This is a genomic window from Mucilaginibacter sp. dw_454 (genome assembly GCF_018449775.1).
Lineage (GTDB): Bacteria > Bacteroidota > Bacteroidia > Sphingobacteriales > Sphingobacteriaceae > Mucilaginibacter.
Genome location: NZ_JAAVVB010000007.1, coordinates 79,216 through 103,817 on the forward strand (window position 1 = coordinate 79,216; position 24,602 = coordinate 103,817).

25 protein-coding genes are annotated in these 24,602 nt (G+C 45.3%); 14 read left to right on the forward strand and 11 right to left on the reverse strand.

The window, feature by feature from the left end:
- Positions 1–315 precede the first annotated feature (315 nt).
- Positions 316–777 (forward strand): DUF4920 domain-containing protein, encoded by a 462-nt coding sequence (locus HB679_RS18195; RefSeq protein WP_214073449.1) that lies wholly within the window; start codon positions 316–318, stop codon positions 775–777.
- Between the two features lie 106 nt (positions 778–883).
- On the opposite strand, the gene carB is transcribed toward HB679_RS18195, so the two are convergent.
- The 4 genes from carB to panC form a co-directional block, all read right to left on the reverse strand.
- Positions 884–3,703: a carbamoyl-phosphate synthase large subunit gene (carB, locus tag HB679_RS18200; protein ID WP_214073450.1), complete on the reverse strand. Its 2,820-nt coding sequence runs from the start codon at positions 3,701–3,703 to the stop codon at positions 884–886.
- A gap of 308 nt (positions 3,704–4,011) precedes the next feature.
- The gene (locus HB679_RS18205; protein ID WP_214073451.1) at positions 4,012–4,662 is read right to left on the reverse strand and encodes a DUF4397 domain-containing protein; all 651 of its coding nucleotides are present in this window, start codon (positions 4,660–4,662) and stop codon (positions 4,012–4,014) included.
- A gap of 165 nt (positions 4,663–4,827) precedes the next feature.
- On the reverse strand, positions 4,828–5,178 hold the full coding sequence (panD, locus tag HB679_RS18210) for an aspartate 1-decarboxylase (RefSeq protein WP_214073452.1): 351 nt from the start codon (positions 5,176–5,178) through the stop codon (positions 4,828–4,830).
- A 170-nt stretch (positions 5,179–5,348) separates the two neighbouring features.
- A complete protein-coding gene (panC, locus tag HB679_RS18215) occupies positions 5,349–6,185 on the reverse strand; it encodes a pantoate--beta-alanine ligase (RefSeq protein WP_214073453.1) in 837 nt (278 codons plus the stop codon).
- A gap of 152 nt (positions 6,186–6,337) precedes the next feature.
- On the opposite strand from panC, the gene HB679_RS18220 reads away from it, so the two are divergent.
- From HB679_RS18220 to HB679_RS18240, 5 genes are all read left to right on the forward strand, one after another.
- Positions 6,338–7,162, forward strand: a complete 825-nt coding sequence (locus HB679_RS18220) for a glycogen/starch synthase (RefSeq protein WP_214073454.1) — start codon at positions 6,338–6,340, stop codon at positions 7,160–7,162.
- Between the two features lie 18 nt (positions 7,163–7,180).
- Positions 7,181–8,581 carry a DUF4270 family protein gene (locus HB679_RS18225; protein ID WP_214073455.1) on the forward strand — a complete coding sequence of 467 codons (1,401 nt, stop codon included), beginning with the start codon at positions 7,181–7,183 and terminating at the stop codon, positions 8,579–8,581.
- 109 nt (positions 8,582–8,690) lie between these two features.
- Positions 8,691–10,526, forward strand: coding sequence for a glutamine--fructose-6-phosphate transaminase (isomerizing) (gene glmS, locus HB679_RS18230; RefSeq protein WP_214073456.1), 1,836 nt, complete (start codon positions 8,691–8,693; stop codon positions 10,524–10,526).
- A gap of 323 nt (positions 10,527–10,849) precedes the next feature.
- Positions 10,850–11,785, forward strand: a complete 936-nt coding sequence (locus HB679_RS18235; protein WP_214073457.1) for a hydrogen peroxide-inducible genes activator — start codon at positions 10,850–10,852, stop codon at positions 11,783–11,785.
- A gap of 433 nt (positions 11,786–12,218) precedes the next feature.
- A complete protein-coding gene (locus HB679_RS18240; protein WP_214073458.1) occupies positions 12,219–13,349 on the forward strand; it encodes a DUF5009 domain-containing protein in 1,131 nt (376 codons plus the stop codon).
- A 482-nt stretch (positions 13,350–13,831) separates the two neighbouring features.
- Here HB679_RS18240 and HB679_RS18245 read toward each other — a convergent pair whose 3' ends face one another.
- Both HB679_RS18245 and HB679_RS18250 read right to left on the reverse strand, forming a co-directional pair.
- Positions 13,832–14,191: a hypothetical protein gene (locus HB679_RS18245; RefSeq protein ID WP_214073459.1), complete on the reverse strand. Its 360-nt coding sequence runs from the start codon at positions 14,189–14,191 to the stop codon at positions 13,832–13,834.
- 63 nt (positions 14,192–14,254) lie between these two features.
- The gene (locus tag HB679_RS18250) at positions 14,255–15,163 is read right to left on the reverse strand and encodes an AraC family transcriptional regulator (protein ID WP_214073460.1); all 909 of its coding nucleotides are present in this window, start codon (positions 15,161–15,163) and stop codon (positions 14,255–14,257) included.
- Positions 15,164–15,259: 96 nt separating this feature from the next.
- Between HB679_RS18250 and HB679_RS18255 the strand changes: the two genes are divergently transcribed.
- Positions 15,260–15,625 (forward strand): nuclear transport factor 2 family protein, encoded by a 366-nt coding sequence (locus HB679_RS18255; protein WP_214073461.1) that lies wholly within the window; start codon positions 15,260–15,262, stop codon positions 15,623–15,625.
- Here HB679_RS18255 and HB679_RS18260 read toward each other — a convergent pair.
- Entirely contained in the window at positions 15,622–16,482 is an 861-nt protein-coding gene (locus HB679_RS18260; protein ID WP_214073462.1) for an RNA polymerase sigma factor RpoD/SigA, read from the reverse strand. The genes HB679_RS18255 and HB679_RS18260 overlap by 4 nt on opposite strands.
- Before the next feature lie 167 nt (positions 16,483–16,649).
- A complete protein-coding gene (locus tag HB679_RS18265) occupies positions 16,650–16,988 on the reverse strand; it encodes an MGMT family protein (protein WP_255547654.1) in 339 nt (112 codons plus the stop codon).
- A 554-nt stretch (positions 16,989–17,542) separates the two neighbouring features.
- On the opposite strand from HB679_RS18265, the gene HB679_RS18270 reads away from it, so the two are divergent.
- Positions 17,543–17,818, forward strand: a complete 276-nt coding sequence (locus HB679_RS18270) for a hypothetical protein (protein ID WP_214073463.1) — start codon at positions 17,543–17,545, stop codon at positions 17,816–17,818.
- A gap of 200 nt (positions 17,819–18,018) precedes the next feature.
- Here the strand turns inward: HB679_RS18270 and HB679_RS18275 are convergent, their stop codons facing one another.
- Both HB679_RS18275 and HB679_RS18280 read right to left on the reverse strand, forming a co-directional pair.
- Positions 18,019–18,312 carry a hypothetical protein gene (locus HB679_RS18275; protein ID WP_214073464.1) on the reverse strand — a complete coding sequence of 98 codons (294 nt, stop codon included), beginning with the start codon at positions 18,310–18,312 and terminating at the stop codon, positions 18,019–18,021.
- Between the two features lie 11 nt (positions 18,313–18,323).
- A complete protein-coding gene (locus tag HB679_RS18280) occupies positions 18,324–18,683 on the reverse strand; it encodes a helix-turn-helix domain-containing protein (protein WP_255547655.1) in 360 nt (119 codons plus the stop codon).
- Positions 18,684–18,786: 103 nt separating this feature from the next.
- Between HB679_RS18280 and HB679_RS18285 the strand changes: the two genes are divergently transcribed.
- From HB679_RS18285 to HB679_RS18310, 6 genes are all read left to right on the forward strand, one after another.
- Entirely contained in the window at positions 18,787–19,539 is a 753-nt protein-coding gene (locus HB679_RS18285) for a glucose 1-dehydrogenase (protein WP_214073465.1), read from the forward strand.
- A gap of 82 nt (positions 19,540–19,621) precedes the next feature.
- Positions 19,622–20,209 carry a Crp/Fnr family transcriptional regulator gene (locus HB679_RS18290; protein ID WP_214073466.1) on the forward strand — a complete coding sequence of 196 codons (588 nt, stop codon included), beginning with the start codon at positions 19,622–19,624 and terminating at the stop codon, positions 20,207–20,209.
- A gap of 103 nt (positions 20,210–20,312) precedes the next feature.
- Positions 20,313–21,071 (forward strand): glucose 1-dehydrogenase, encoded by a 759-nt coding sequence (locus HB679_RS18295; RefSeq protein WP_214073467.1) that lies wholly within the window; start codon positions 20,313–20,315, stop codon positions 21,069–21,071.
- A gap of 743 nt (positions 21,072–21,814) precedes the next feature.
- On the forward strand, positions 21,815–22,903 hold the full coding sequence (locus HB679_RS18300; RefSeq protein WP_214073468.1) for an Mrp/NBP35 family ATP-binding protein: 1,089 nt from the start codon (positions 21,815–21,817) through the stop codon (positions 22,901–22,903).
- A gap of 25 nt (positions 22,904–22,928) precedes the next feature.
- The gene (locus HB679_RS18305; RefSeq protein ID WP_214073469.1) at positions 22,929–23,207 is read left to right on the forward strand and encodes a NifU family protein; all 279 of its coding nucleotides are present in this window, start codon (positions 22,929–22,931) and stop codon (positions 23,205–23,207) included.
- A 110-nt stretch (positions 23,208–23,317) separates the two neighbouring features.
- The gene (locus tag HB679_RS18310) at positions 23,318–23,956 is read left to right on the forward strand and encodes a hypothetical protein (RefSeq protein ID WP_214073470.1); all 639 of its coding nucleotides are present in this window, start codon (positions 23,318–23,320) and stop codon (positions 23,954–23,956) included.
- Between the two features lie 5 nt (positions 23,957–23,961).
- Here HB679_RS18310 and def read toward each other — a convergent pair whose 3' ends face one another.
- Positions 23,962–24,534, reverse strand: a complete 573-nt coding sequence (def, locus tag HB679_RS18315) for a peptide deformylase (RefSeq protein ID WP_214073471.1) — start codon at positions 24,532–24,534, stop codon at positions 23,962–23,964.
- Positions 24,535–24,602 lie beyond the last annotated feature (68 nt).

Below are 24,602 nucleotides of genomic sequence, written 5' to 3' on the forward strand. Positions count from 1 at the left end.
AATGTTCTGTTTCAAGTTGGTTTGATCTAATCCCGCCTATATTATACGTGCCGGTATCAAACTTTTATGCGGCTGCAAAGATAGTTGTTTATTACGGCTTTAAAACTAATTGTTAGTTAAGCCGCAAATCAGATCAATAATTTTTTTAAATATAAATTCATTCGGCCTCATTTAGGCACCACGGGGCATCACTACCCTGTTTTTTAACAAATATTAACATAATCGTTGCTTTAAAACGGATGGCGGCCTTTGATTAGTATACCTATTTAAAACCAAGCCTTTAAATTGTTGTTCATTTAGGCAGATACCCGCATTATGAAATACCGTTTGCTGATCTTCGCTATTTGCTTGGCTACCGTTGCTTTTGCGCAGCATACCCTCCTGCCGCATGGCATGGTGTTTGGCACCAAACCTGTTGTTGCCGAAGTTGTACAGGCTACCAAACTCGAAGCTTTTATGGATAAGAAGGCCCGGATAAGCGCCACCATTCGTGGCCGGGTGCTTAGCGTCACCAAACAAAAAGGCGGCTGGTTTACTATTGATGGCGGTAATGGAAAGATCATAGCCGCGCATTTTAAAAATTATAACATAACTATACCTATCGGCTTAAAAGGAAAAACCATCATAGCCGAAGGAGTAGCCGCAAAACAGTTTTTGGCTGATGACTTGCAGCATTTTGCCGGCGATACGGTATCAGGCAAAAAACAGCACCAGGTGAAGACAAACCCCAAACACAGATTAGATTTTGAGGTTAAGGGATTAATGGTGGATCATTGAGCTGAAAGCGAGCGGACTAAAGCTTAAAGCCTTAAAATAAAAAAGACCAAAACATTACTGCTTTGGTCTTTGTGCTTTTAGCTTTCTGCTCAAATAAGCTTTCTGCCTATTTACTCAAATACATCGATTTCTCTTTGTACAAATGTCTGAAATATGGGTCCTCCAAATCAGGGATGAAGCGGATAGCCTCGCCGGTTGATTTCATTTCCGGGCCCAATTCTTTATTTACTTCAGGGAACTTATCGAAAGAGAACACTGGTTCTTTAATGGCGTAGCCTTTTAGCTTGCGCTCAATTTTAAAGTCTTTCAACTTATTTACGCCCAGCATAATTTTTGCGGCGATGTTGATGTAAGGCACATCGTATGCTTTAGCAATGAAAGGGACGGTACGCGAAGCACGCGGGTTGGCCTCTATAACATATACCTCGTCTTCTTTAATAGCAAACTGTATGTTCAGTAAGCCTATAACGTTTAATGCTCTTGCAATTTTAGCGGTATACTCTTCCATTTTATTGATGACGTTGGCCGACAAGTCAAATGGTGGCAATACAGAGTACGAGTCGCCAGAGTGGATACCGGCAGGCTCAATGTGCTCCATCAAACCAATAATGTGTACGTCTTCGCCATCGCAGATAGAATCTGATTCGGCCTCTGATGCGCGGTCAAGGAAGTGGTCGATCAATACGCGGTTGCCCGGCAGGTTTTTAAGCAAGCTTACCACTGCTTTTTCCAGATCCTCGTCATTAATTACAATGCTCATGCCCTGGCCACCTAACACGTAGCTTGGGCGAACCAATACCGGGTAACCTACCTGGTGCGCAACCTCAATAGCTTCTTCGGCGCTTTCAGCAACGCCGTATTTTGGATAAGGGATACCTAGTTCTTTTAACAGGTCAGAAAAACGGCCGCGATCTTCGGCTATATCCATGTTATCGAATGATGTGCCGATAATTGGGATACCATGCTCGTGCATTTTCTCTGCCATTTTCAAAGCAGTCTGGCCGCCTAGCTGCACAACAACACCAACCGGTTTTTCCAGCTCGATGATCTCGCGCACATGCTCCCAGAATACCGGCTCAAAGTACAGCTTATCGGCCATGTTAAAGTCGGTCGATACTGTTTCAGGGTTACAGTTAACCATGATGGCTTCAAAACCAGTTTCTTTAGCGGCCAATAAACCGTGAACGCAGCTATAATCAAACTCAATACCCTGACCAATACGGTTAGGTCCCGAGCCTAATACAATGATTTTTTTCTTATCGGATACGATCGATTCATTCTCACCATCGTAAGTTGAATAGTAGTATGGTGTTTTAGCAGGAAACTCGGCAGCGCAGGTATCAACCATTTTATAAACGCGGTTAATGCCCAGCTCTTTGCGGCGCTGGTAAACATCCTCTTCGGTAGTATTATTATGAAGGATGTAGGCAATTTGCGCGTCAGAGAAACCTTTTTGTTTCAGCGTATAGAAGAAATCTTCAGGAATGTTACCTACAGAATATCTGCGTAACTCGGTCTCCATGTTTACAATATCCTGGATCTGGTTAAGAAACCAGCGATCTATTTTAGTAGCCTTACGGATAGATTCCATAGGTACGCCTAAACTCATCGCATCATAAATATGGAACAACCTGTCCCAGCTTGGATGCTCCAGGCTGTGCATAATCTCGTCAAGGTTACGGCTCTGTTTACCGTCGGCACCTAAGCCCGCGCGGCCAATCTCTAAACTCTGACAAGCTTTTTGCAGGGCCTCAATAAAGCTGCGGCCTATACCCATCACTTCACCTACCGATTTCATTTGCAAGCCCAGCTCGCGGTTAGCGCCTTTAAATTTGTCGAAGTTCCAACGAGGTATTTTAACAATCACATAATCTAACGTTGGCTCAAAGTAAGCCGATGTTGTTTTGGTGATCTGATTTTCTATTTCGTCCAGGTTATAACCTATGGCCAGCTTAGCCGCAATTTTTGCAATTGGATAACCGGTAGCTTTTGATGCCAGGGCAGATGACCGTGAAACCCGCGGATTGATCTCGATAGCAATGATCGACTCGTCTGCCGGGTTAACCGAGAATTGTACGTTACAGCCGCCTGCGAAATTGCCAATGGCACGCATCATTTTGATGGCTTGATTACGCATATCCTGGTAGCAGCGGTCGCTCAGGGTCATGGCAGGCGCCACGGTTATGGAGTCGCCGGTATGGATACCCATTGGGTCGAAGTTTTCGATAGAGCAGATAATGATCACGTTGTCATTATTGTCTCTCAATAACTCCAGCTCATATTCTTTCCAACCCAATACTGCCTGCTCAACCAAAACCTCGTGGGTTGGCGATGCTTGCAGACCACGGCTCAAAGCAGCGTCAAAATCTTCTTTTTTATGTACAAAGCCTGCGCCTTTACCACCAAGGGTATAGCTTGGGCGTATTACCAATGGGAAACCAATTTCCTGCGCACCTTCTTTACCTTCGAGGAAAGAGTTGGCGATTTTTGATTTGGCCACGCCTACACCAATATCAACCATTAACTGACGGAATGCTTCGCGATTTTCGGTTTTCTCGATAGCGGCAATATCAACACCTACTATGCGTACGCCATGTTTTTTCCAAAGGCCACGCTCGTCAGCCTCAATACACAAGTTTAACGCGGTTTGGCCACCCATGGTAGGCAATACAGCGTCAATTTTTTGCTCGGTTAATATTTGCTCTATACTCTCGCAGGTAAGCGGCAGCAGGTATACATGATCGGCAATAACATTATCCGTCATGATAGTAGCCGGGTTGCTGTTAATGATAGATACGGTAATACCTTCGTCTTTTAGCGATAATGCTGCTTGCGATCCGGCGTAATCAAACTCGCAGGCCTGGCCTATAATAATAGGGCCCGAACCGATGATCAGTACTGATTTAATGGAGGTGTCTCTTGGCATAGTGTTTTGTGTGGGCTATGGCTGGTTGTTCATGATTCATAGTATTTTAGCCATGAACTATTAACAACCAACTATCAACTAATTTCTATGCGCTGTTAGCGGGTTTTCCGACCCCAGCGTCGGGGTGCAAAGATAGAATTAATATAGCTACTTTTTGACCTTTTTTTCAAAAAGTCCTTTTGTTTTTCGGCAACACGTTTAAAACAAAAAAGCCCGGCAGGTTCAATCTTAAACTAACCTTTTTATAAAGTTAATTATGTATTAAATCTACCGGGCTATTACACCCTGCAAATGATGTTATTTATTGACTATTTCTGTAAAAAAGTATAGGCTTCCACGTCGGCAGTAGTGTTTGCACTTACCCAGATGGTATAGATACTACCGGCTTGCGGATTAAAATCAAGCGTTACCTGGTTTTTAGCTAACAATGTTTTAATCAGGAACTTTGAACCCGGGTCAACATCAAAATATGGAGAGGCGGTAGCAAAAACCAACGATTGCAGCAGGTTTGCGCCTCCTACAACATCAGCAGTAAATGATGTTTGCGATTGATTGTTTAAATTAACAAAACGTACACGGGCCTTACCTGTTGCCGGCGCAGTCATATCATCTTTTATACCACCAGACACCAGGTTGCCACTAAAATCCTGAAAAAAGAAAACAGTAGAGTATTCGCCAATGGTTGTCCCGTAGTCATAATCCAAATTAGCAACCGATGTACCGGTGTTTATAGCCGTTACTTCATTGAGCCCGGATGTATAGGTACCGTAAGTTGTTTGATTTGGGAACGATAAGTCTCTTATGGCAAGATTGCCGTTAATGTAAATATCTTGCGCAAGCGAGTTGGGTATGGCGTTTACAAAACGGATGGTTGTCTCGCCGGTTACGTCGGTTTTCTTTTTAACACAAGCACCAAGCAATACAGTAGCGCTTAAACATACTAAAAGTAGCTTTTTCATCATAGGGTCTTAATTTGGCTGGTTAATTAAATCGGTTTCTCTGCCTGAACGCTAAATTATAGATTAAATTATTCATCAAAAATTAATTTAACATAGATTAACGTTTATCGCCATACTTATTCAGCAGGGCAAATTTTGACAAAAATGCCAGAAGCCTTCAGAAAATTACTTTAAAAGCTTATTATCCGGATCTGGGAAAACCAATATAGGCTCATAGCTGCGGGCCTCTTCTATCTCCATATAAGCGTATGACATGATAATCACAATATCGCCCACCTGCGCTAACCTGGCGGTAGCGCCATTTAAACAAATAGTACCGCTGCCACGCTCGCCTTTTATAACATAGGTTTCAAAACGGGCGCCGTTGTTATTGTTTACAATCTGCACTTTCTCGTTGGCAATAATATTTGCCGCATCCATCAAATCTTCATCAATAGTAATACTACCTACGTAGTTTAACTCGGCCTGGGTAACCCGGGCCCGGTGAAGCTTTGATTTTAATACTTCAATAATCATGGGGCAAAGTTAGTATTATTTTTAGTCGATAGTCAATAGACGATGGTCCATGGTGTGTAAAAATAAAAGTCCATGGTCGATAGTCCCTAGTAAAGCTAGGGGCCGAAATGTGCATTGGTTAATTCACAAAAACCATGGTCTATGGGCTATCGACCATGGACCAATTCGCTTTAGCGAATTATAACATTATCAATCAGCCGGGTTTTACCAACCATTGCGGCTACAAGGGCTACTATACTTTTAGTGTTTTTGTTAGCCGGTAACAGGGTGTCGCCGTCGGCTATCTCAAAATAAGCTAGGGCAACGCCCGGCTCGGCCGTTATATCCGCTTCGGCCAATTGTTTTAACTCATCAATTTTTTCCGGATCGAAGTGCTGGTTTACTTTATTTAATGTTTTTGACAGGATAAGCGCATGTTGCCTGTCCCGGGGCGTTAAATGGATATTACGCGAACTCATCGCCAGGCCATCTTCCTCGCGGGAAATGGGGCACATCTCTATCTTAACCGGCAGGCTCAGCAAATCAATCATACGTTTAATCACCAAAACCTGCTGATAATCTTTTTGCCCAAACAAAGCTATATCGGGTTTAACCACATTAAATAGTTTAAACACTACCTGGGTTACGCCCTGGTAATGCCCCGGCCTGAATTTGCCTTCCAGCAACCCCTCCAGCTCGCCGATATCCAAATGCCATTTCTCATTGCCGGCATACATTTCAGAAACTTCGGGGTTAAATAATATATCGCAACCCACAGCTTCCAATTTTTGGATATCATCCAGTATAGGGCGTGGATAAATCTCCAGATCTTTGGGGTCATTAAATTGTGTGGGGTTAACAAATATGCTGCATACCACAATATCGCCCAAAACCTTTGCCTGTTCAATAAGCGACAAGTGCCCCCGGTGCAAAGCACCCATAGTTGGCACAAAGGTTATAACAGCGCCGCCGGCCCTTAAGCCCGCAATGTATTGCTGCAAGTCGGCTCTTTTTTTGAAGTTTTTCAATATTAAAATATAACAAAAAGTGGGCGAAGTTGCGTAAATGATACAAAAATACCAAAACTACTTGCATAATTGATTGGTACTTCATATATAATCCTTATATTTGCAGACTCAAATTTTTTGAGGTGTTACATAATTTAAATTCTGATTTGGAGATGGGTAAATCTAAGCTTTTGTTTATAACTCATGAAATGTCACCTTTCCTTGAACTCTCTAAAATTTCTGAAATAACGCGCCAGCTACCGCAGGCGATGCAGGAAAAAGGCTACGAAATACGTATCCTTATGCCGCGTTTTGGAAATATCAATGAGCGCAGGAACAGGCTTCATGAAGTGATCAGGTTGTCAGGTATGAATATTATTATTAATGATAATGATAACCCGCTGATCATAAAAGTTGCATCTATCCCTGCCGCACGTATGCAGGTGTATTTTTTAGATAATGAAGAATATTTCCAGCGTAAGCATGTTTTTGAGGACAAGGATGGCAAATTCTACGCTGATAATGATGAGCGTATGATCTTCTTTTGCAAAGGAGCACTAGAAACTGTGAAGAAATTGGGCTGGGCGCCGGACATTATCCATTGCCACGGCTGGATGAGCGCTTTAGTTCCGGCTTATTTAAAAACTACTTATAAAGACGACCCTACATTTAAGCATTCAAAAATAGTTTACTCTATTTATGATGATAATTTTAACGGCGCCTTGAATGCTGATTTTGCACAAAAAGCAGTAATGAGCAACATGACCGAAAAACACACCGAAGCTTATAAAGCCGGCACAAACGCCGCTTTGTATGAAGGTGCAATTCAATACAGTGACGCCATTGTATTGGCTGCCGAGAATATCGATGAGGATGTGTTAAATAATGTTAAAAACAGCCAAAAATCGGTGATGGAGTTTAATTCTACCGCAGATTTCGAAAATTATTACAATTTTTACGACGAAATTACCAATGAGGAATTGGTGAACGTTGTATAAGCATTGAGAGATCGAAATATGAAATTTATAAGACTAGACTTATTAACGCTGTTGATAAGTCTTTTTATTTTGAATAGCTGTAAAAATCAGGATTCCATAGGGTTAGGTATAATTACATCTAACCAGTTAAGCGGTAATTTGATTGATACATCTACCATAGTAATTAATACTATCTCAGAGGATACCATCATGACCAGCGGGCTTTCGCAAACACCACTTGGTTATTTTAAAGATCCGGTGTTTGGCACTACCCAATCAAACCTGGTGATGGACCTTAATTTACCGGGCACCATCTCTGGCAGTGCCGGAAGCTTTACTGTACCTTTTGGAACAAACGTTATAGACTCGGCTGTGTTGGTGATGCGGTATGCCCAAAACAATTTCTTTGGCGACTCGATTGCTTCAAAATACAAAGCAAACGTTTACCAGTTACAGGAGCGCCTTTTAAGCGGAACCACCTATTACAGCAATAAAACGTGGAAAGCCGATACAACCACCGTGTTGGGTACCAAGTCTTTCTTTTCAAGAACGGCCGATAGCATATCCGTAGTAAACCCTATTGCCGGGGCTCCGGACACCGCAGTAAAAGTAGCGCCGCAATTGCGCATACCCATCAGCACAGATTTTATTAACAGGATATTATTTTATGCTCCGCCAGCTCAGCTTAGCTCTAACCTGCTATTTAAGAACACGGTTAACGGCCTGTATGTTAAGCTGGATAAAACCCAGCCAGGCCCCGGCGGAACGTTCATGATGGCGCTGGATTCGTCTTCTTCAATTGAAATTCATTACCGCAATACTAACGGTACAGTTGTAGATACAAACGTTATTACTTTACCAATCATTCTGCACGCTGCCGAAATACGCCATGTGCACTCTGCAACTATTAACGCAGCGCTGGCTGCTAACAAAACCAACAGCAAGCTTGCTTATTTAGAAGGACTGGGTGGTTTAAGAAACCGCATTAGCTTTCCGTATTTAAAAAATATCATTAAATCGGTAGGCAGCGACGTTGTTATTAACCGCGCAGAGCTGGTTATTACGGCACAGCCCGGGTCGACCATACCGTTTGCACCTTTGCCCAAACTGGGTATATACCGGTGGGATCTTGCGCACCAGATACAACTGGTACAAGATCAGGCACAAGGCGATCCGCGCTATTTTGATGCAGCAACAACTGCCGGCTTTTATATCACCCAGGAACAAAACTACCACTTCCTGATAACAGGCTATGTGCAGGATTTGATGCGTGGTATCACTACCGATTACGGCACCTTTATTGGCACCGTAGTACCAACCGCTAACGTAGCTGTAACCCCTACCGCACAGGTTGATGGCCGTACCGTAGTTGTTGGGTACGATACTTCATCGCCATATCGCATAAAATTAAACTTATACTACACCAAGGTTACCCGTTAATAACCGCTTTGGTTAATATACAATAGCAATTAGTTTGCCTGGCTTACTAATTGCTATTGTTATTATGGTATAGCTGTGTATTTTTGTTAATCATCAATCAATCATCCGTATGTGTGGAATTGTAGGCTATATAGGCTATAGAGACGCTTATCCAATTATTATAAAAGGCCTTCACCGGCTTGAATATCGTGGTTATGACAGTGCCGGTATCGCCCTGTATGACAAAGACTTAAAAGTTTATAAAAAAGCCGGCAAGGTTAGCGATCTGGAAAACTTTGTAAAAGACGTTAACCTGAAAGGTAGTATAGGCATGGGCCATACGCGGTGGGCCACACATGGTGCGCCAAGCGACCGTAACTCGCACCCGCATTCATCAGGCGACCGCAAATTAACCATCATCCATAACGGTATCATTGAAAACTATGGGGTTATCAAAGAAACGCTGTTAGCCAAGGGCCATGTTTTTAAAAGCGATACAGATACAGAGGTATTAATTCACCTGGTTGAAGATATCCAGAAAGAAACCGGACTTGATTTATATGAAGCGGTAAGAATTACCCTGAATAAAGTCATTGGCGCTTACGCGATCGTAATCATGAGCGCCGATGAGCCTGATGAGCTGATTGCCGCACGCAAAGGCAGCCCTATGGTAATTGGCGTTGGCAAAGGCGAGTACTTTATCGCATCAGACGCTACACCGATAGTAGAGTACACCAAAAACGTAATTTACCTGAACGACAATGAAATTGCGCAGGTAAAACGCGATTCATTACTGATCAAAAATATCGATAACACGGTACAAACTCCATATATTCAGGAGCTTGACATGAAGCTGGAAGCGCTGGAAAAAGGCGGCTACGACCACTTCATGATTAAAGAGATCTATGAGCAGGCACGCTCTATCCGCGATTGCTTACGCGGGCGCATTTATCCGTCGCAGGGCAAGGTGCAGCTAGGTGGTATAAAAGAGTATGCTGATAAGCTGAAGAATATTGACCGTATTGTTATTGTAGCCTGTGGCACCTCATGGCACGCTGGTTTAGTTGGCGAATATCTGATAGAAGAATATGCCCGTGTACCTGTTGAGGTTGAATATGCTTCTGAGTTTAGGTACCGTAATCCAATTATTAACTCAAAAGATGTGGTGATAGCCATATCACAATCTGGCGAGACTGCTGATACCATGGCGGCGCTGGAAATTGCTAAAGAGCGCGGCGCTACCATTTTTGGTATCTGCAACGTAGTTGGTGCATCTATCCCACGTATTACCGACGCCGGTGTTTACACACACGCCGGCCCCGAGATTGGCGTAGCATCAACCAAAGCATTTACTGCACAGGTTACTGTGCTTACGCTGATTGCCTTCTACATAGCACAGCAACGTGGCACCATTACGCAAAGCAAGCTGGTTGAATATTTAACCGAGCTGGATGAAATACCGGCATTGGTTGAGCGCACGCTGCAATGCAATGATCATGTTAAAGAAATTGCCGCCCGCTTTAAAGATTCAAACAACTGTTTGTTCCTGGGCAGGGGCAGCTCGTTCCCGGTGGCGCTAGAGGGCGCTTTAAAGCTCAAGGAGATATCATACATACATGCCGAAGGATATCCGGCAGCCGAGATGAAGCACGGCCCTATCGCCTTAATCGATGCCGATTTGCCGGTGATATTCATCGCCACCAAAAACTCGTCTTACGAGAAAGTAGTGAGCAACATACAGGAAGTAAAAGCCCGCGGCGGCCACGTTATTGCCATTGTTACCGAAGGCGATACCCAGGTTAGAGATATGGCCGAGTACGTGATAGAGATACCTCAAACCGATGACGCCTTTGTGCCTTTGCTGGCAACTATACCATTGCAACTGCTGGCTTACCATATAGCGGTAATGCGCGGTTGTAACGTCGATCAGCCACGTAATCTGGCTAAATCGGTAACGGTTGAGTAATTAGTCGATGGTCGATGGACCATAGTCCATAGTAAAAGGCCGCTTAGTTTCTGAGCGGCTTTTTTGTTGGGTGTAAGTCGGGAAATAACCTTGCTGTCATCCTGAGCATAGCGAAGGATCTTATACGCTTTACTGGTCCCTTTTATAAGATCCTTCGCTATGCTAAGGATGACAGGGTGGTAAAAAGCCTGTCCATCCACTTAGGTACGGACACCCGACGGACAGCAAACCAGACCCATGGACTATAGACCATCGACCATAAACTATTACCCCATCGACAAAACCAATTATTTACTACATTTGATATAAGAACCATCTATATCATGACTATAGTACAATTAGAATATGCGGTAGCTGTCGACACTTACCGCAGTTTTGTGGCCGCAGCCGAGAAATGTTTTGTAACGCAGCCTACGCTGAGCATGCAGATCCAAAAGCTGGAAGAAAACCTGGGCGTAAAGCTATTTGACCGTTCTAAACAACCGGTTACACCTACCGAGATTGGTATAGACATTATTCACCAGGCCCGCATCATGCTGGCCGAGGGCGAAAAGATCAAAGAGATCATATCAGACCGCCAGAAGGACCTGGCCGGCGAATTGAAGGTGGGCATTATCCCCACCGTATCGCCTTATATATTGCCTAAAATACTGAGTGGATTTATTGAGAAATATCCGCAGGTAAAATTGATTGTCTGGGAGCAAACCACCGAGCAGATCATCCAGCAATTAAAACTAGGGTTGATTGACTGTGGTATTCTATCCACCCCGCTGCATGAAAACAGCCTGATCGAGATCCCGGTGTTTTATGAAAATTTTGTAGCCTACGCCTCTAAGCATAGCAAGCTCTATAAAAAGAAACACATTACGCCCGATGATATCGACATGGAAGAGATCTGGGTGTTGAACGAGGGCCATTGCATGCGCGAGCAGGTGCTCAACATTTGCCAGCGTCGCAAATCTACCCAGGGTTTTCAGCATTTTGAGTACAACACCGGCAGCGTAGAAACCCTGAAACGCATGGTCGATCAAAACAACGGCGCCACCATACTGCCCGAGCTTGCCCTGTCTGACCTGAGCGAAAAGCAATTGGACCGGGTACGCTACTTTAAAGCACCCGAGCCTGCGCGCGAGGTAAGTATTGTGATACAGCGTAATCATTTAAAACGACGTATGATAGAAGCCCTCAAAAACGAGATCCTGGAGTTTGTGCCTAAGCGCATGAAACACAAAAAGAAAAAAGATGTGATGGAGTTTTGATTTACGTTTTACGTGGTACGTCAGACGTTTTACGTTTGCCGGTCGGCGAAGACTCACCCCGACATCGCTTCGCTTGTCGGCTCTCTCTTCCGCAAGCGGGAAAGAGGGTAAAAACTGTCATTGCGAGCGTAGCGTGGCCTAAAGCCTTGCGCAGTATGATCCGCCTTAAGGCGGACCGGCCCGAAGGGAAACGCCATAAATCATTCGTTCACAGGTTCAATAGTTTATTAGTATCTACCGCTTCAAAACGAACGCCCTATTGTCATCCTGAGCAACGCGAAGGATCTTATACACCTATACCAAACCAACGTCCACCTTATTGCTTATACAAGATCCTTCACTCCGTTCAGGATGAAAGGCTTATAAAAATCTTCCTCTTTCTTTTCTCAAATTAATTCTATCTTGTATCATCAAATCCCTAACCAATTAAACCATGGCTGCAACAACCCAGGCCGACGATTTTCAGGCAACGCCTACCCGCTTACAATCATTAGACGCCCTGCGCGGCTTCGACATGGTGTGGATAATGGGCTTAGAACCCATAGTTAAAGAAATAGCAAAAGCAACCCATTGGGGCGCCTTTGAGTGGGCCGCTATACAGTTGGACCATCCCGCATGGAACGGTTTCCACTTTTACGACCTCATCTTCCCTATGTTTTTATTCATGGCAGGCGTGTCGGTACCGTTTTCGGTAGGCCGGGCGCTGGAGAAAGGCACCTCGCGCAATAAGCTGCTGTGGCGGGTTATCAAGCGCGGACTGATCTTGGTGATCTTTGGTTTGATTTACAATAACGGCCTTAACATACAACCTATAGCCAACATACGCTTTGGCTCGGTACTTGGCCGCATAGGTTTAGCTTATATGTTTGCCGCCATTATATACCTGTACGCGGCCGAACGCTGGCAGATATTTTGGTTCTGGTTCTTTATTATAGCCTATTGGCTGATCTTAAAATTTTGCTCGGCACCAGGCTTTCCGCATGGCGACTTAACCATGCCGGGCAACTTTGCCTCATATGTAGACCGTTGTTTACTTCCCGGCAAGCTATACCTGGGTATTCACGACCCTGAGGGTATTTTCTCTACCATCCCGGCTATTAGTACAGGCCTGCTGGGTATCATCACCGGTATAACCCTTAAAAAGACCGGCCTGCCGCAAATGACGAAGGTTATACGCATGGTAACCGCAGGCGTGATATTTTTGGTACTGGCGCAGGTTTGGAACATCGACTTCCCCATCAACAAAAACCTTTGGACCAGCTCGTTCGTGCTTAACGTAGGCGGCATAAGCCTGCTGCTCATGGCGCTGTTTTACTACATCATAGACGTTAAGGGACATGTAAAATGGGCCTTCTTTTTCAAAGTCATCGGCATGAACTCTATCCTGATCTACATGTCTACCCATTTTATCGACTGGGAACATACCAACACCGCCTTCTTTAACTGGCTTTTCCAACTGGCAGGCAACCTTTGGGCGCCGGTTGTAGCCGCCATAACCTACCTGGCTATTAAATGGCTGTTTTTGTTGTTTATGTATCGTAAGAAGGTGTTTTTGCGGGTGTAATTGGGTTGTACGTGGGACGTTGTACGTTTTACGTTGATTTATAAAGGATGCCTAACGCTGCTAGCTGCTAAAGAATGGTAGCCTTGCGCGATTCTATCCCCACGGGAGGGGCAGGGAGGGGTTTGACGCAAGCACAGGCACTGTTATAGCGTTTCCCTTCGGGCCGGGCTGTACATTCATACGCCTGCAAGGCCTTAAGCACCGGGCCGGTATCCATTCCCATCCCTAACGCGGGCGTGACTCACCCCGACATCGTTTCACTCGTCGACCCTCTCTTCCGCAAGCGGGAAAGAGGGTCTTTGAATTTCGAATAATGAATGATGAAGTATTTCGATGTTCGAAATTCGGCATTCATTATTTGATATTCGAATTTTTAACCCTCTTTACGCCAACGGCGAAGAGAGGGTCGACGAGTGAAACGATGTCGGGGTGAGTCCTACGCTGACAGGCAAACGTAAAACGTACCACGTCAAACGTCAAACCTAACGCAACCTTTTGCCTGGCTCTACCACCTGCTCAATAACCAAGCTCCTGCCTTCATCAGCATTAACCTCTACAGCGCCATGATTATTAAATACGTCGACAGCCTCCTGGGCTTCGCGGGTTGATGCGGCATGAACAGTAACCACAGTACCCTGGCGCGCCAGTGAGGCGTAATGACCAGCCTCATCAACATCGTCATACAAATGGCCAAAGAAATCGCCGATGCGGTCCGTTTCGGCCTGGCCTTCGGCGTCGGTATGGATGTCAATGTTTTCGGCCTCAAACTCGTTAGCCAAAAGGTAGTCGCTGGCCTGCTCGGCAAGCCCAGGGTCCGCAAAAATTCCGATTACTGTTATCATAATTGGTAAAGGGTTAAGGAGGGTAATTTGTTTTGGTTGGGGGCGAACACGATGGACAAACGGCTAAGATTTACTTCTTCTGTACGCTGCGGGAGTCTGTCCCGTTTTAGACTTAAAGGTCCGGTTAAAAGCTGATTCTGACTGATAACCTACGCTTACTGCAATTTCGGAGATATTGCTGTTGTTTGTCATTAATAGTCTTTGGGCTAGCCTGATGCGCCAGTTCGTCAGGTAACTCAGGGGCGTTTCATGTACCAGTTTTTTAAACTGATTAAAAAACACAGAACGCGACATGCCGATTTCCGACGCAAGCAATTCCAGCGTCCAATCGGTTTGAGGAGAGTCCTGCATGCATTTAAGTGCCTTGCTGATCCTCGGGTCGTTTAATGCGGAGAGGTAACCACTTTCAGGTGCAGCTTGCTCTAAATACGCCCGGATAATATGGACAAACATCATCTCCGACAAACACTTCAGCATAACACTGCTTCCCGGCCTTTCGTTACTGAGCTCTTCCAGCATCAGCTGCGCAACCTGTCTTACCAACAACTGATTTTCGGTTACATACTGCCTGATATGAATGATTGGCGGCAGATCCTTTAAAAAAGGATGTAGGGGCTTGTAATCAAACTCAAAATGACCCGCTATCAGGACGGTTTTCTCGCCGTCACCGTTAAAAACAGGCATGCCTGCCCGGAGGGCCTTCACAAACTCGGGCGAGGGCATACGCAAGCTGGTTGGTTTATCGGCTATCCAATGCGCACTCCCGTGAGGCACAAATATGAGATCGCCCTCTGTCATCTCTATAATACGCCCATCGGGCGAACCAACAGTACAACTGCCGCTCACCAACCGCCAAAACTGCGAATTTTCGTCCTTAACAATATCCAGTCCCCAGGGCGCCGCCAACGGAATTTTGTTATAGACCACGCTTTTGAGTCGTGTTGCCTCTAATACGGTACTTAAAGCATCCATAATTGCAAATTGATACGAATGAGCAAATATACCATACTTTTTAACGCTTTTAGTATTAATCCGCAGGCTACCTTTGTATTATAAAACATCAAGAAAATGACAACACAGCAATTAGCCGATCGTTACTATGAACTTTTCAAGCAAAGACAGGTACCGGAAATTTATCAGCAACTATACAGCGCCGACATTGTTTGCACCGAACCAGAACATGCCCTGGCCATGGGTGTGCCTACCGTAACTAAAGGTATTGACGCGGTTTTAGCCAAATCAAAAGCCAGGCAGGAAACCATAGCAGAAGTGCACAGCTTTTTCAGCAGCGAACCGGTGGTTGGAGGCGACTATTTTAGCCTGGCCATGGGCAGGGACATGACCCTGAAAAACGGACAGCGGGTACAATTAGCAGAAATAGCAGTTTTTGGGGTAAAAGACGATAAGATTATCACAGAAACCTTTTTTTATTAATCCAAATACCCTTTAAGCACCCAGCTGCGGGAATTGGCCCGCAGCCTGGCCAGTGCTTTATCTTTGATCTGCCTTACGCGTTCGCGGGTAAGCTCATATTTATCGCCGATCTCTTCCAGGCTGAGTGGCTGTCCGTCGCCGAGGCCGAAAAACAGCGTTAAAACATCCCTTTCTTTATCGCCCAGCGTCCGCAGGCTTTGCGCTACTTCGATAGATAAAGATTCTGCGATCAGCCCTTTGTCGGTTCCCGGTTCGGAACTTTGCAGCACATCCAGCAGGGTATTATCCTCCTCGGCAGAAAATGGCGAATCATAGGAAATATGCTTACCTGAATGGCCGAGCACATCACTTACCTTTTCGGCCGTAATTTCCAGGCTTTCGGCCAGCTCTTCTGGTGTCGGCTGCCTTTCATACTTTTGTTCCAGTTGCGATGCCGCTTTGGCAATTTTAGAGAGATCCCCAACCTTGTTCAATGGCAGCCGGATCATCCGTCCCTGCTCATTAATGGCCGAAAGAATGGACTGCCTGATCCACCACACGGCATAAGATATAAATTTGAAACCCTTGGTTTCATCAAAGCGCTTGGCTGCTTTAACCAAACCAACATTGCCTTCGTTGATCAAATCGCCCAGGGTCATGCCTGAGCTTTGGTATTGTTTCGCCACCGAAACCACGAACCTTAAATTTGCTGTTGTTAAACGCTCTAAAGCGGCCTGGTCGCCTTCTCTAATCTTTTGTGTTAATATCACCTCTTCCTGCGGGGTAACCATCGGAATCCTGGCAATATCTGACAAATATTGATTCAACGATGCGCTCTCCCGATTGGTGATCGACTCACTAATTTTAAGTTGCCTCATTTATGAAAATCTTTTAATGTGAATGCTAAAGATTCGTTGTCTTGTCGGGCGCGAAAAAGCTTGTTGCTTATGATTGGCAGATGCCAGCGAAGGAAAGAATGCTTGAAAATCTTCAACGCACAAAGATAAGCACAAAATGAAAAAATTGTGTCGACTGGATGTCAAGATTATTCCAACTCTTTGAGCGGGTCCCAGCAGACCTGTTTGAAGTTCAGCACCTTAAGCGCTTTTACCCCCACGCCTTCGGCTTCGAGCATGGCCTGGCGTTTACCCGCCGAGGCAGGGTCGCCCGACAGCCGCCCATCACTGCTTACCACCCGGTAATAGGGCACAGGCGGGTTCGCGTTGCCACAGGCGCCCATCGCTTTGGCCACCATTCGCGATAAATTATCCGTACCCAAAGCCTTGGCAATCGCCCCGTAAGAGGTCACCCTGCCGGCAGGGATTTGCCGGGTAAGTTCCCAAACATGCTCAAAAAAGTTTTCGTCTTTCATAACAGCCGTCAAGACTCAAAAATACAAATTATCGACGAGCTCACCCGCATTCTTCCCGCCACGTCATTGTGAGGAACGAAGCAATCTCTACATTAAACGTCACGAGTACGCCGAGCTGTGGCCTGCGCTGCATACTCGCGCCAGCTTGGGTGGCAATCGCGAACTTTAATCTTCCACGTCATTGTGAGCGAGGTACGAGCGTGACAATCTCTCGCCGACCTGTCATTGCGAGCGCTAGCGTGGCAATCGCGAATTTGCATAGCTTACTTATCGCTTGGTAGCGCTCATTTGCCGCTAGGGCTATTACTTTGTCTTGATACAAAGTAATCAAAAATCAAGTCACACGGAATGCTTCTTTGCGCGCATGGCCTTTGCGCTGCAAATTAGGTAAAACCTGGGGAGGGGGCCTGTTGCCGCCGGTTGTCGCGCATGGGCCTGCGCTTCAGGCAACATTCCCAACACCCCTGCAGCCGCACCACCCAACATTGTTTTACCTGATTTCGCCCGAAGCTGTCCGTCTGACGGGTTGTGCATACTTTGTAGATCCGTCATCCTGAGACCACTATTTGTCTATACTAGCAATTCTTCAAAAGAATTCACAGTCTGCTTTAATCATTAAAAGAACATATGATATTTTTGAATTTCACAAATCTTACTCTGACAAATCAAATTTCAGAATAGATTTAGCTCAAACAGTTGGAGTAACCGGAAACAGTTTAGAAATAGCCCAAGTGAAATCATACATCGACAAAATGATGTTTTTGATTTTGTGCAGAAACGCCGCCATCAGGGTAACTAAAACAGCTTGGAAAGACATTCAGGATGGGCTTTTGTTGGCATAATGAATGATTATTCAGCCTGTGGTCGGTGTTATCACCGCACCACTTATCGCGTCAGAGATTGCCACGCTACGCTCGCAATGACGCGGAGGGGAACTTCTTCTATCAAATTTGTCATCCTGAGCATAGCGAAGGATCTTGTATAAGCGACAAGCAAAGCGTATAAGATCCTTCGCTATGCTCAGGATGACAAAAGGAGTTATCTAACCTTTAAGAAAATGCAAAACCAACTCCTCCCACTCCTCTTCCAAAGAAACAGTCGGACGGCTTTGCCCGGATTTTCGGTACCAGTAGCCGGCATTTGATGAGTCGCCTTCTTTGCGGTGGAGATAAGCGTGAACCCGGGCAGCGTCCGGGTCGTCCAAGTGGTCTACTTGGGCATGGGCTTGGTGCCAGTCGCCTTTGGCATCATACCATAGGCTTTTTAGGGGTGCGGTCCAGGTGTTGTCTGGTGTCGCTGCAGCTAACGTTGCTTTAAAATCTGCTAATGTTTTCATCATCAAATAATTTATCTCCCCACGATCGCCTTCCGGTGTACCACGCCCCATTCTGCCAGGTTACTAATGATGGTTTGCAGCGTATCGCCATGTTCTGTCAATTCATACTGAACCGAGATGGGTTGTGTATCTAAAACGGTCCGTTTTACCAGTTGGTTGATCTCCAGCTCCTTTAGTTCTTTGCTTAGCATCCGGTTGGAAATTCCTTCTATATCATTCAAAATATCAGAAAACCGCCGTTTTTTGTAACAGCAAATAGACGAGATGATGGCGATCTTCCATTTCCCGTTCAGCACGTCCATGGAGTCTTGAACGGCTCTCATTCTTTTCTTTTGTTCGTTATGGAACTCTGTTATTGCGCACACTGCCATGTTACCTGGTTACCTCTATGTTACTGTTATTTATCAGTACAAAGTTACTAATAATAACTCGGGTAGTCTACCTTTGTTGCTCAAACTTTTAAAAAAAGAAATCATGGATAAGTTAAAAAATAAAGTAGTCGTAATTACAGGTGGTAATAGCGGTATTGGCTTTGGCATTGCCGAAGCATTTAAAAACGAAGGCGCTGTAGGGGTTATCGTCGGCAGAAACCAGGAAACTTTAGCCAGCGCTGCGGTTCAGCTTGGCGATAATTTTATCGCTATCAACGCTGATGTAACCAACCTTGCCGACCTGGACCGCGTGTTTGCAGCAACCACAGAAAAATTTGGTAAAATAGACGTGTTGGTAGCCAATGCGGGTGCCGGAGCAGTAGGAACGGTGGCTACTTTTAGCGAAGCCGACTTTGACCAGGCCATTGATCTGAACCTGAAAAGTGTTTATTTCACTGTCCAAAAAGCGCTGCCTTATATGAAAGACGGTGGTTCTGTAATTCTGATCGGATCGAACGCGGCGCACCGGGCCTATGCCAATTTTACGCTGTACGGTGCGGCGAAAGCGGCAGTCATCTATTTAGCCAAGGGCTTTTCAAGCGACCTTTTAGACAGAAAGATCAGGGCAAATGTGATCACACCGGGCACCACAGATACCCCGGCATTTGCCAAGTTTGTGCCCGCAGAACAAATGGAAGCGGTAAAAAAACACTTTGCAGATCAAATGCCCATAGGCCGGATTGGCCAACCGGCTGATATTGGTAAAGCCGCGGTTTTCCTGGCTTCTGACGATTCTGCGTTTATGCTGGGTGCCGAACTGCTGGTTGATGGTGGCATGACCTACCTTGCTAAGTAATTGACGCCACTCTTTTAAATCCCTGTTTTTTCGGAAACAGGGACTTTTTGTTGCTAAATTGCGCTCATTATACAGGTGAATGATGGCTGATTTTGAAGCATTTTTCGATTACATCCAGGAAATCTCCGGCAAACTGCTTTCAGAAGATGATAAGCATTTGCTCATGGCTCATTTTAAACCTAAGAAGCTTCGCAGACGGCAGTACTTTTTACAGGAAGGCGACGTATGCAAATACATCGGGTTTATTGTAAAAGGGTCTGCCCGGACCTTTACGGTAGATGAAAAAGGGCATGAGCATATCCTGAAATTATCGTTAGAAAACTGGTGGCTGGCCGATTTTGAGAGCTTTTACCTGTTAAAGCCAAGTCGCTTTAATATTGAAGCGCTGGAGGATCTGGAGGTTCTGCAATCAACCAATGCGCAGATAGAGGAGTATTTGAAGGCTATACCTGCTTTTTCGGCCATGGCCAGCATAATCAGTCAAAATTACACCATCGCCAACCAAAACAGGGTGCAGGCCGCTATAAGCTATACAGCCGAAGAGCGTTACGAGGATTTGGTTAAAAACTATCCGCATTTTCTGCAGCGGTTCCCGCAAAACATGATCGCGTCTTACTTAGGCTTATCGCCCGAGACTTTGAGCAGGCTAAAGAAAAATTCTTTTAAATAACTCTATCTGTTTCTAGCTTATTGCCTATTTGACTTGATCTGGATCAAGAGTATTTAATGATTCAGGTCAATGTGCAGCTCATTGGGGCATCGCACCTTTGTATATGAAAAAATTAGAAAACAAAGTAGCGGTAGTTACCGGTGCATCAAAAGGAATAGGTGCAGCCATAGCCAAACACTTTGCGGCCGAGGGCGCAAAGGTTGTTGTAAATTATGCCTCAAGTAAAGAGGGCGCAGATAAAGTAGTGAAAGCCATAACCGACAACGGCGGCATAGCCATTGCGGTACAGGCCGATGTATCGAAAGAAGCTGATGTGACGCGGTTGTTTGCAGAAGCAAGTAATGCTTTCGGGTCGCTGGATATTTTGGTAAATAACGCAGTAGCCCAGGGATACGCTCCTATTGAACAAATTTCGGAGGCGGATTTTCATCAGAGTTTTAACGTCAACGTTTTGGGTCCGATATTAACTATCCAGTCGGCTTTAAAAGCGTTTGGCGACAAGGGTGGCAATATCATCAATATCAGTTCGGGTGCCAGCAAATACCCGTTGCCGGGAGCCTCGTTATATTCTGCAACTAAGGCTGCCCTGGATGCCTTTACTGTAGCATTATCTAAAGAATTGGGTGCAAAGAACGTTCGCATCAATTCTGTTTTGCCGGGCGCTACCGAAACCGAAGGTGCAACCAGTGCAGGTGTTACTGCCGGCAGTGATTACGAAAAAATGTTTATTGCCAATACGCCGCTCGGCCGCAGAGGCCAGCGAGCAGACATTGCGAAAGCGGTGGTATTCCTGGCTTCGGATGATGCCGCCTGGATTACGGGTGAGCAAATTTCTGTTTCGGGTGGGATGTATGGGTTTTAAACAATCGTTTCAAGAGTATCAGTCTTCAAATCCCTGTTTCTTTTGGAGGCAGGGATTTGGACCTTACTTGTGCTTTAGCTAACAACATGATCAAATTTTAGCCTGCCGCCCGGGTGACATGATCGAAATAAAATCTAATGCGGGCGTTTCCGCCTTTAGGCGGCCGGGCTTTCCGCTCATACTGCACAGGCCTTATTCACGAGGCCGGTATCCGCTGCAATCCCTAACGCGTTTGCGCCCTCCTTGAAAAGGCAGTTTGGGCTTCAGAACAAATCAATGCGCTTTGGCTTTGTCGCAAAGAAAATAAACTGTTTTAACTGCTTTTTAAACGAAAATTATGCAAAATTCCGTTGAGATACATGTCTAATTAATGTTTTAAGCGTCAGAAAAGAACCAGGCAGCATTGATCAGCTCTGTTTCACCAATGAAACAAATCCTGACTTAAAAGTCTATTTTGGTGTTTCATTTTGTTTCACTGTATTTTTATAATATTTTGATTTTCAAATAATTAATCAAAAACACTGTTTCACTTGTTTCATCTGTTGCATATACACGTGAAACAAACACGCTATTGCCTGCTTGGTTAACACACCCCTGCCCCTCTCAAGAAGGGAACCCTGGGACTTTGCCCCCCCGCCCTAGCGTAAAACGTACTACGTCCAACGTATAACCCTACAAAAACCTATCATTACCATGACAAACCTCCGCACGGTTTTCGTAATTTTGTGGTCTGATAACGCGCCATGAGTATTACTAAAGAACAAGTACTGCAAGCTTTAAGCAATGTTGAGGAACCCGACCTGAAGAAGGACCTGGTTACCCTGAACATGATTGAGGATATTGTGATAGACGGTAACAACCTGAGTTTTTCGGTGATACTGACTACGCCTGCCTGCCCGCTTAAGGCCTTGATTGAGAATGCTTGCCGTAACGCCATAGGCCACTTCATCAGCAAGGATATCGTGGTTACGGTTAACATGACATCGCGCGTTACCACGCAGAAGAACACCGGCGTGCCGGGGGTTAAGAATATCATTGCCGTGGCGTCGGGCAAGGGTGGTGTGGGTAAAAGCACCGTGGCTGTTAACTTGGCCCTGGGCCTGGCTATAAGCGGCGCCAAAGTGGGTTTAATTGATGCTGATATCTACGGACCGAGCATCCCTATTATGTTTGGGCTGGAGGGCGCTAAGCCTATGGCTACCAATGTTAATGGCAAAACCAGGATTGAGCCTATTGAGAAGTATGGCATCAAGCTGCTGTCGATAGGGTTCTTTACAGACCCTAATCAACCGGTGCCCTGGCGCGGACCAATGGTGTCGACCGCCGTTAAGCAACTATTTAATGATGCCGACTGGGGCGAGCTGGACTACCTGGTAGTAGACCTGCCACCGGGTACCGGCGATATCCACATTACCATTACGCAAACCTTCCCGGTTACCGGGGCGGTGATCGTAACAACCCCGCAAGCCGTAGCATTGGCCGACGCGAAGAAGGGTATCGGTATGTTTTTGATGGAGAGCATTAACGTGCCTTTACTAGGTATTGTAGAAAACATGGCCTACTTTACCCCTGCCGAGCTGCCGGAGAACAAGTATTACATCTTCGGTCAGGGAGGAGGAAAGAAACTGGCTGAGCAACTAGAGGTGCCGTTTTTAGGCGAAATACCGCTCATCAAAGGTATCAGCGACAGCGGCGACGCAGGTAAACCTATTGTTTTGAACGATGAGCATGAGCTTATGGTTAATGCCTTTACAGAGATGGCAAACCGCGTGGCACAGCAGATATCTATAAATAATGCCAGAGGATTATCTGCAGATATTGTAAATAATTAATAACTTTACTTATAAATCTGTAAAAATGAGTTTATTAGAAAGGGTTGAAGCAGCGTTAGATACTATCCGTCCGTACCTGGAGACAGACGGTGGCAATGTATCGGTGGAGGAGATCACGCCCGAAGGTATTGTTAAGTTAAGATTACTAGGTTCGTGCGGCTCTTGCCCCATGAGTATCATGACGCTTAAAGCGGGTATTGAAGGCGCTATACAAAAGGCAGTACCTGAGATTACCGGCGTTGAGGCCATTAATCTAACCGATATAGACGACCCTAATGCCGTGGTTCCTGAAAACCTGCGTTAATTGTTAAGTATTGTTAAATACGGCTTTAGCCATAGCACAATACTTTGGGTTTAAAAACTAAAAACTATTTTTGCCCGTTAATGGTATTTTAAAGGAAGTACTACAGCACAATGAGATATATTTTTGGCTTGTTATTGTTACTCTGCACCTCGTCGGTTTTTGCTCAAAAAACCGAGCAACCATTATTGCAGTTTAGCGGCGTTACCCGCAATGCCGACAGCAGCCGTGTTATTGTACCTTACGTAAACATTACCAATTTAAATACCCACAAACAGGTTTTTATTAGTGATTTTGAGGGCTATTTCTCTTTTGTAGCGCATGAGCGCGATACCTTGACCTTTACCAGCATAGGCTATTCGTCGGTTACCGTAGTGGTGCCGGCCAGTGTTGCCAACCATAGCGTAGTCATGAATGTGCTGTTGAAACCGCAGATTATTAACCTGCCTGCTGTGAGGGTTTTCCCGTGGGCTACTGTCGATGAGTTTAGAAAAGATTTCCTGGCGATGAAAGTTGCTGACGATGATTTGGCCATAGCGCAAAGAAACCTGAACCCCAAAGGTATTAAAGGTGCGGAGTATACTTACTCGGGGCAGAACGGCTATGAAAGCATTAACGCACAGGATATGCATAACGGCATTGTCAACTCGCATTCTATTACCAACCCCTTGCTTAACCCATTTGCCTGGGGTAGCCTGATCAGGGATATTGCGGCGGGCGAAAAGTCGAACGCTAATGCGCTGTCGAATTAAACTACCTAGCGTCCTTTCTTAACCGCCGGGAACTTCATTTTATATTCCACATCTACAATACCTCTGGAGATATCGGTAAGGCGTTTCTCCAATAAGCGTTTGCGTAATGGGCTTAGTCTATCAGTGAATAGTTTACCTTCTATGTGGTCGTACTCGTGTTGTATAACGCGTGCAGCCATACCACCAAAAGTTTCTTCATGGTGATGCCAATTCTCGTCGTAATATGATATTTTGATGGTTGATTTACGGCTAACGTCCTCACGAATGTCAGGGATGCTCAGGCAGCCCTCGTTGAATGACCATTCTTCGCCGGTCTCTTCCAAAATGCAGGCATTAATGAAAACCTTTTTGAAACCTTTAAGCTCTGGCTCGTCATCGTCGAACACAGAAACGTCGACCACAAACAAACGCATAGATAACCCAACCTGTGGGGCAGCCAAACCAACGCCGCGTGCACCGTACATGGTTTCAAACATATCGTCGCAAAGTTGTTTGATATGCGGATACTCAGCAGGTTCAATAGAGGTTGCTTTTCGTCTTAGCACCGGGTCGCCATAGGCTACTATAGGTAATTTCATGGTGCAAAATTACAGCTTTATTTTTTGTTGTTAAAATTTTGTAACTTTAGATATGTTATTTGACATTT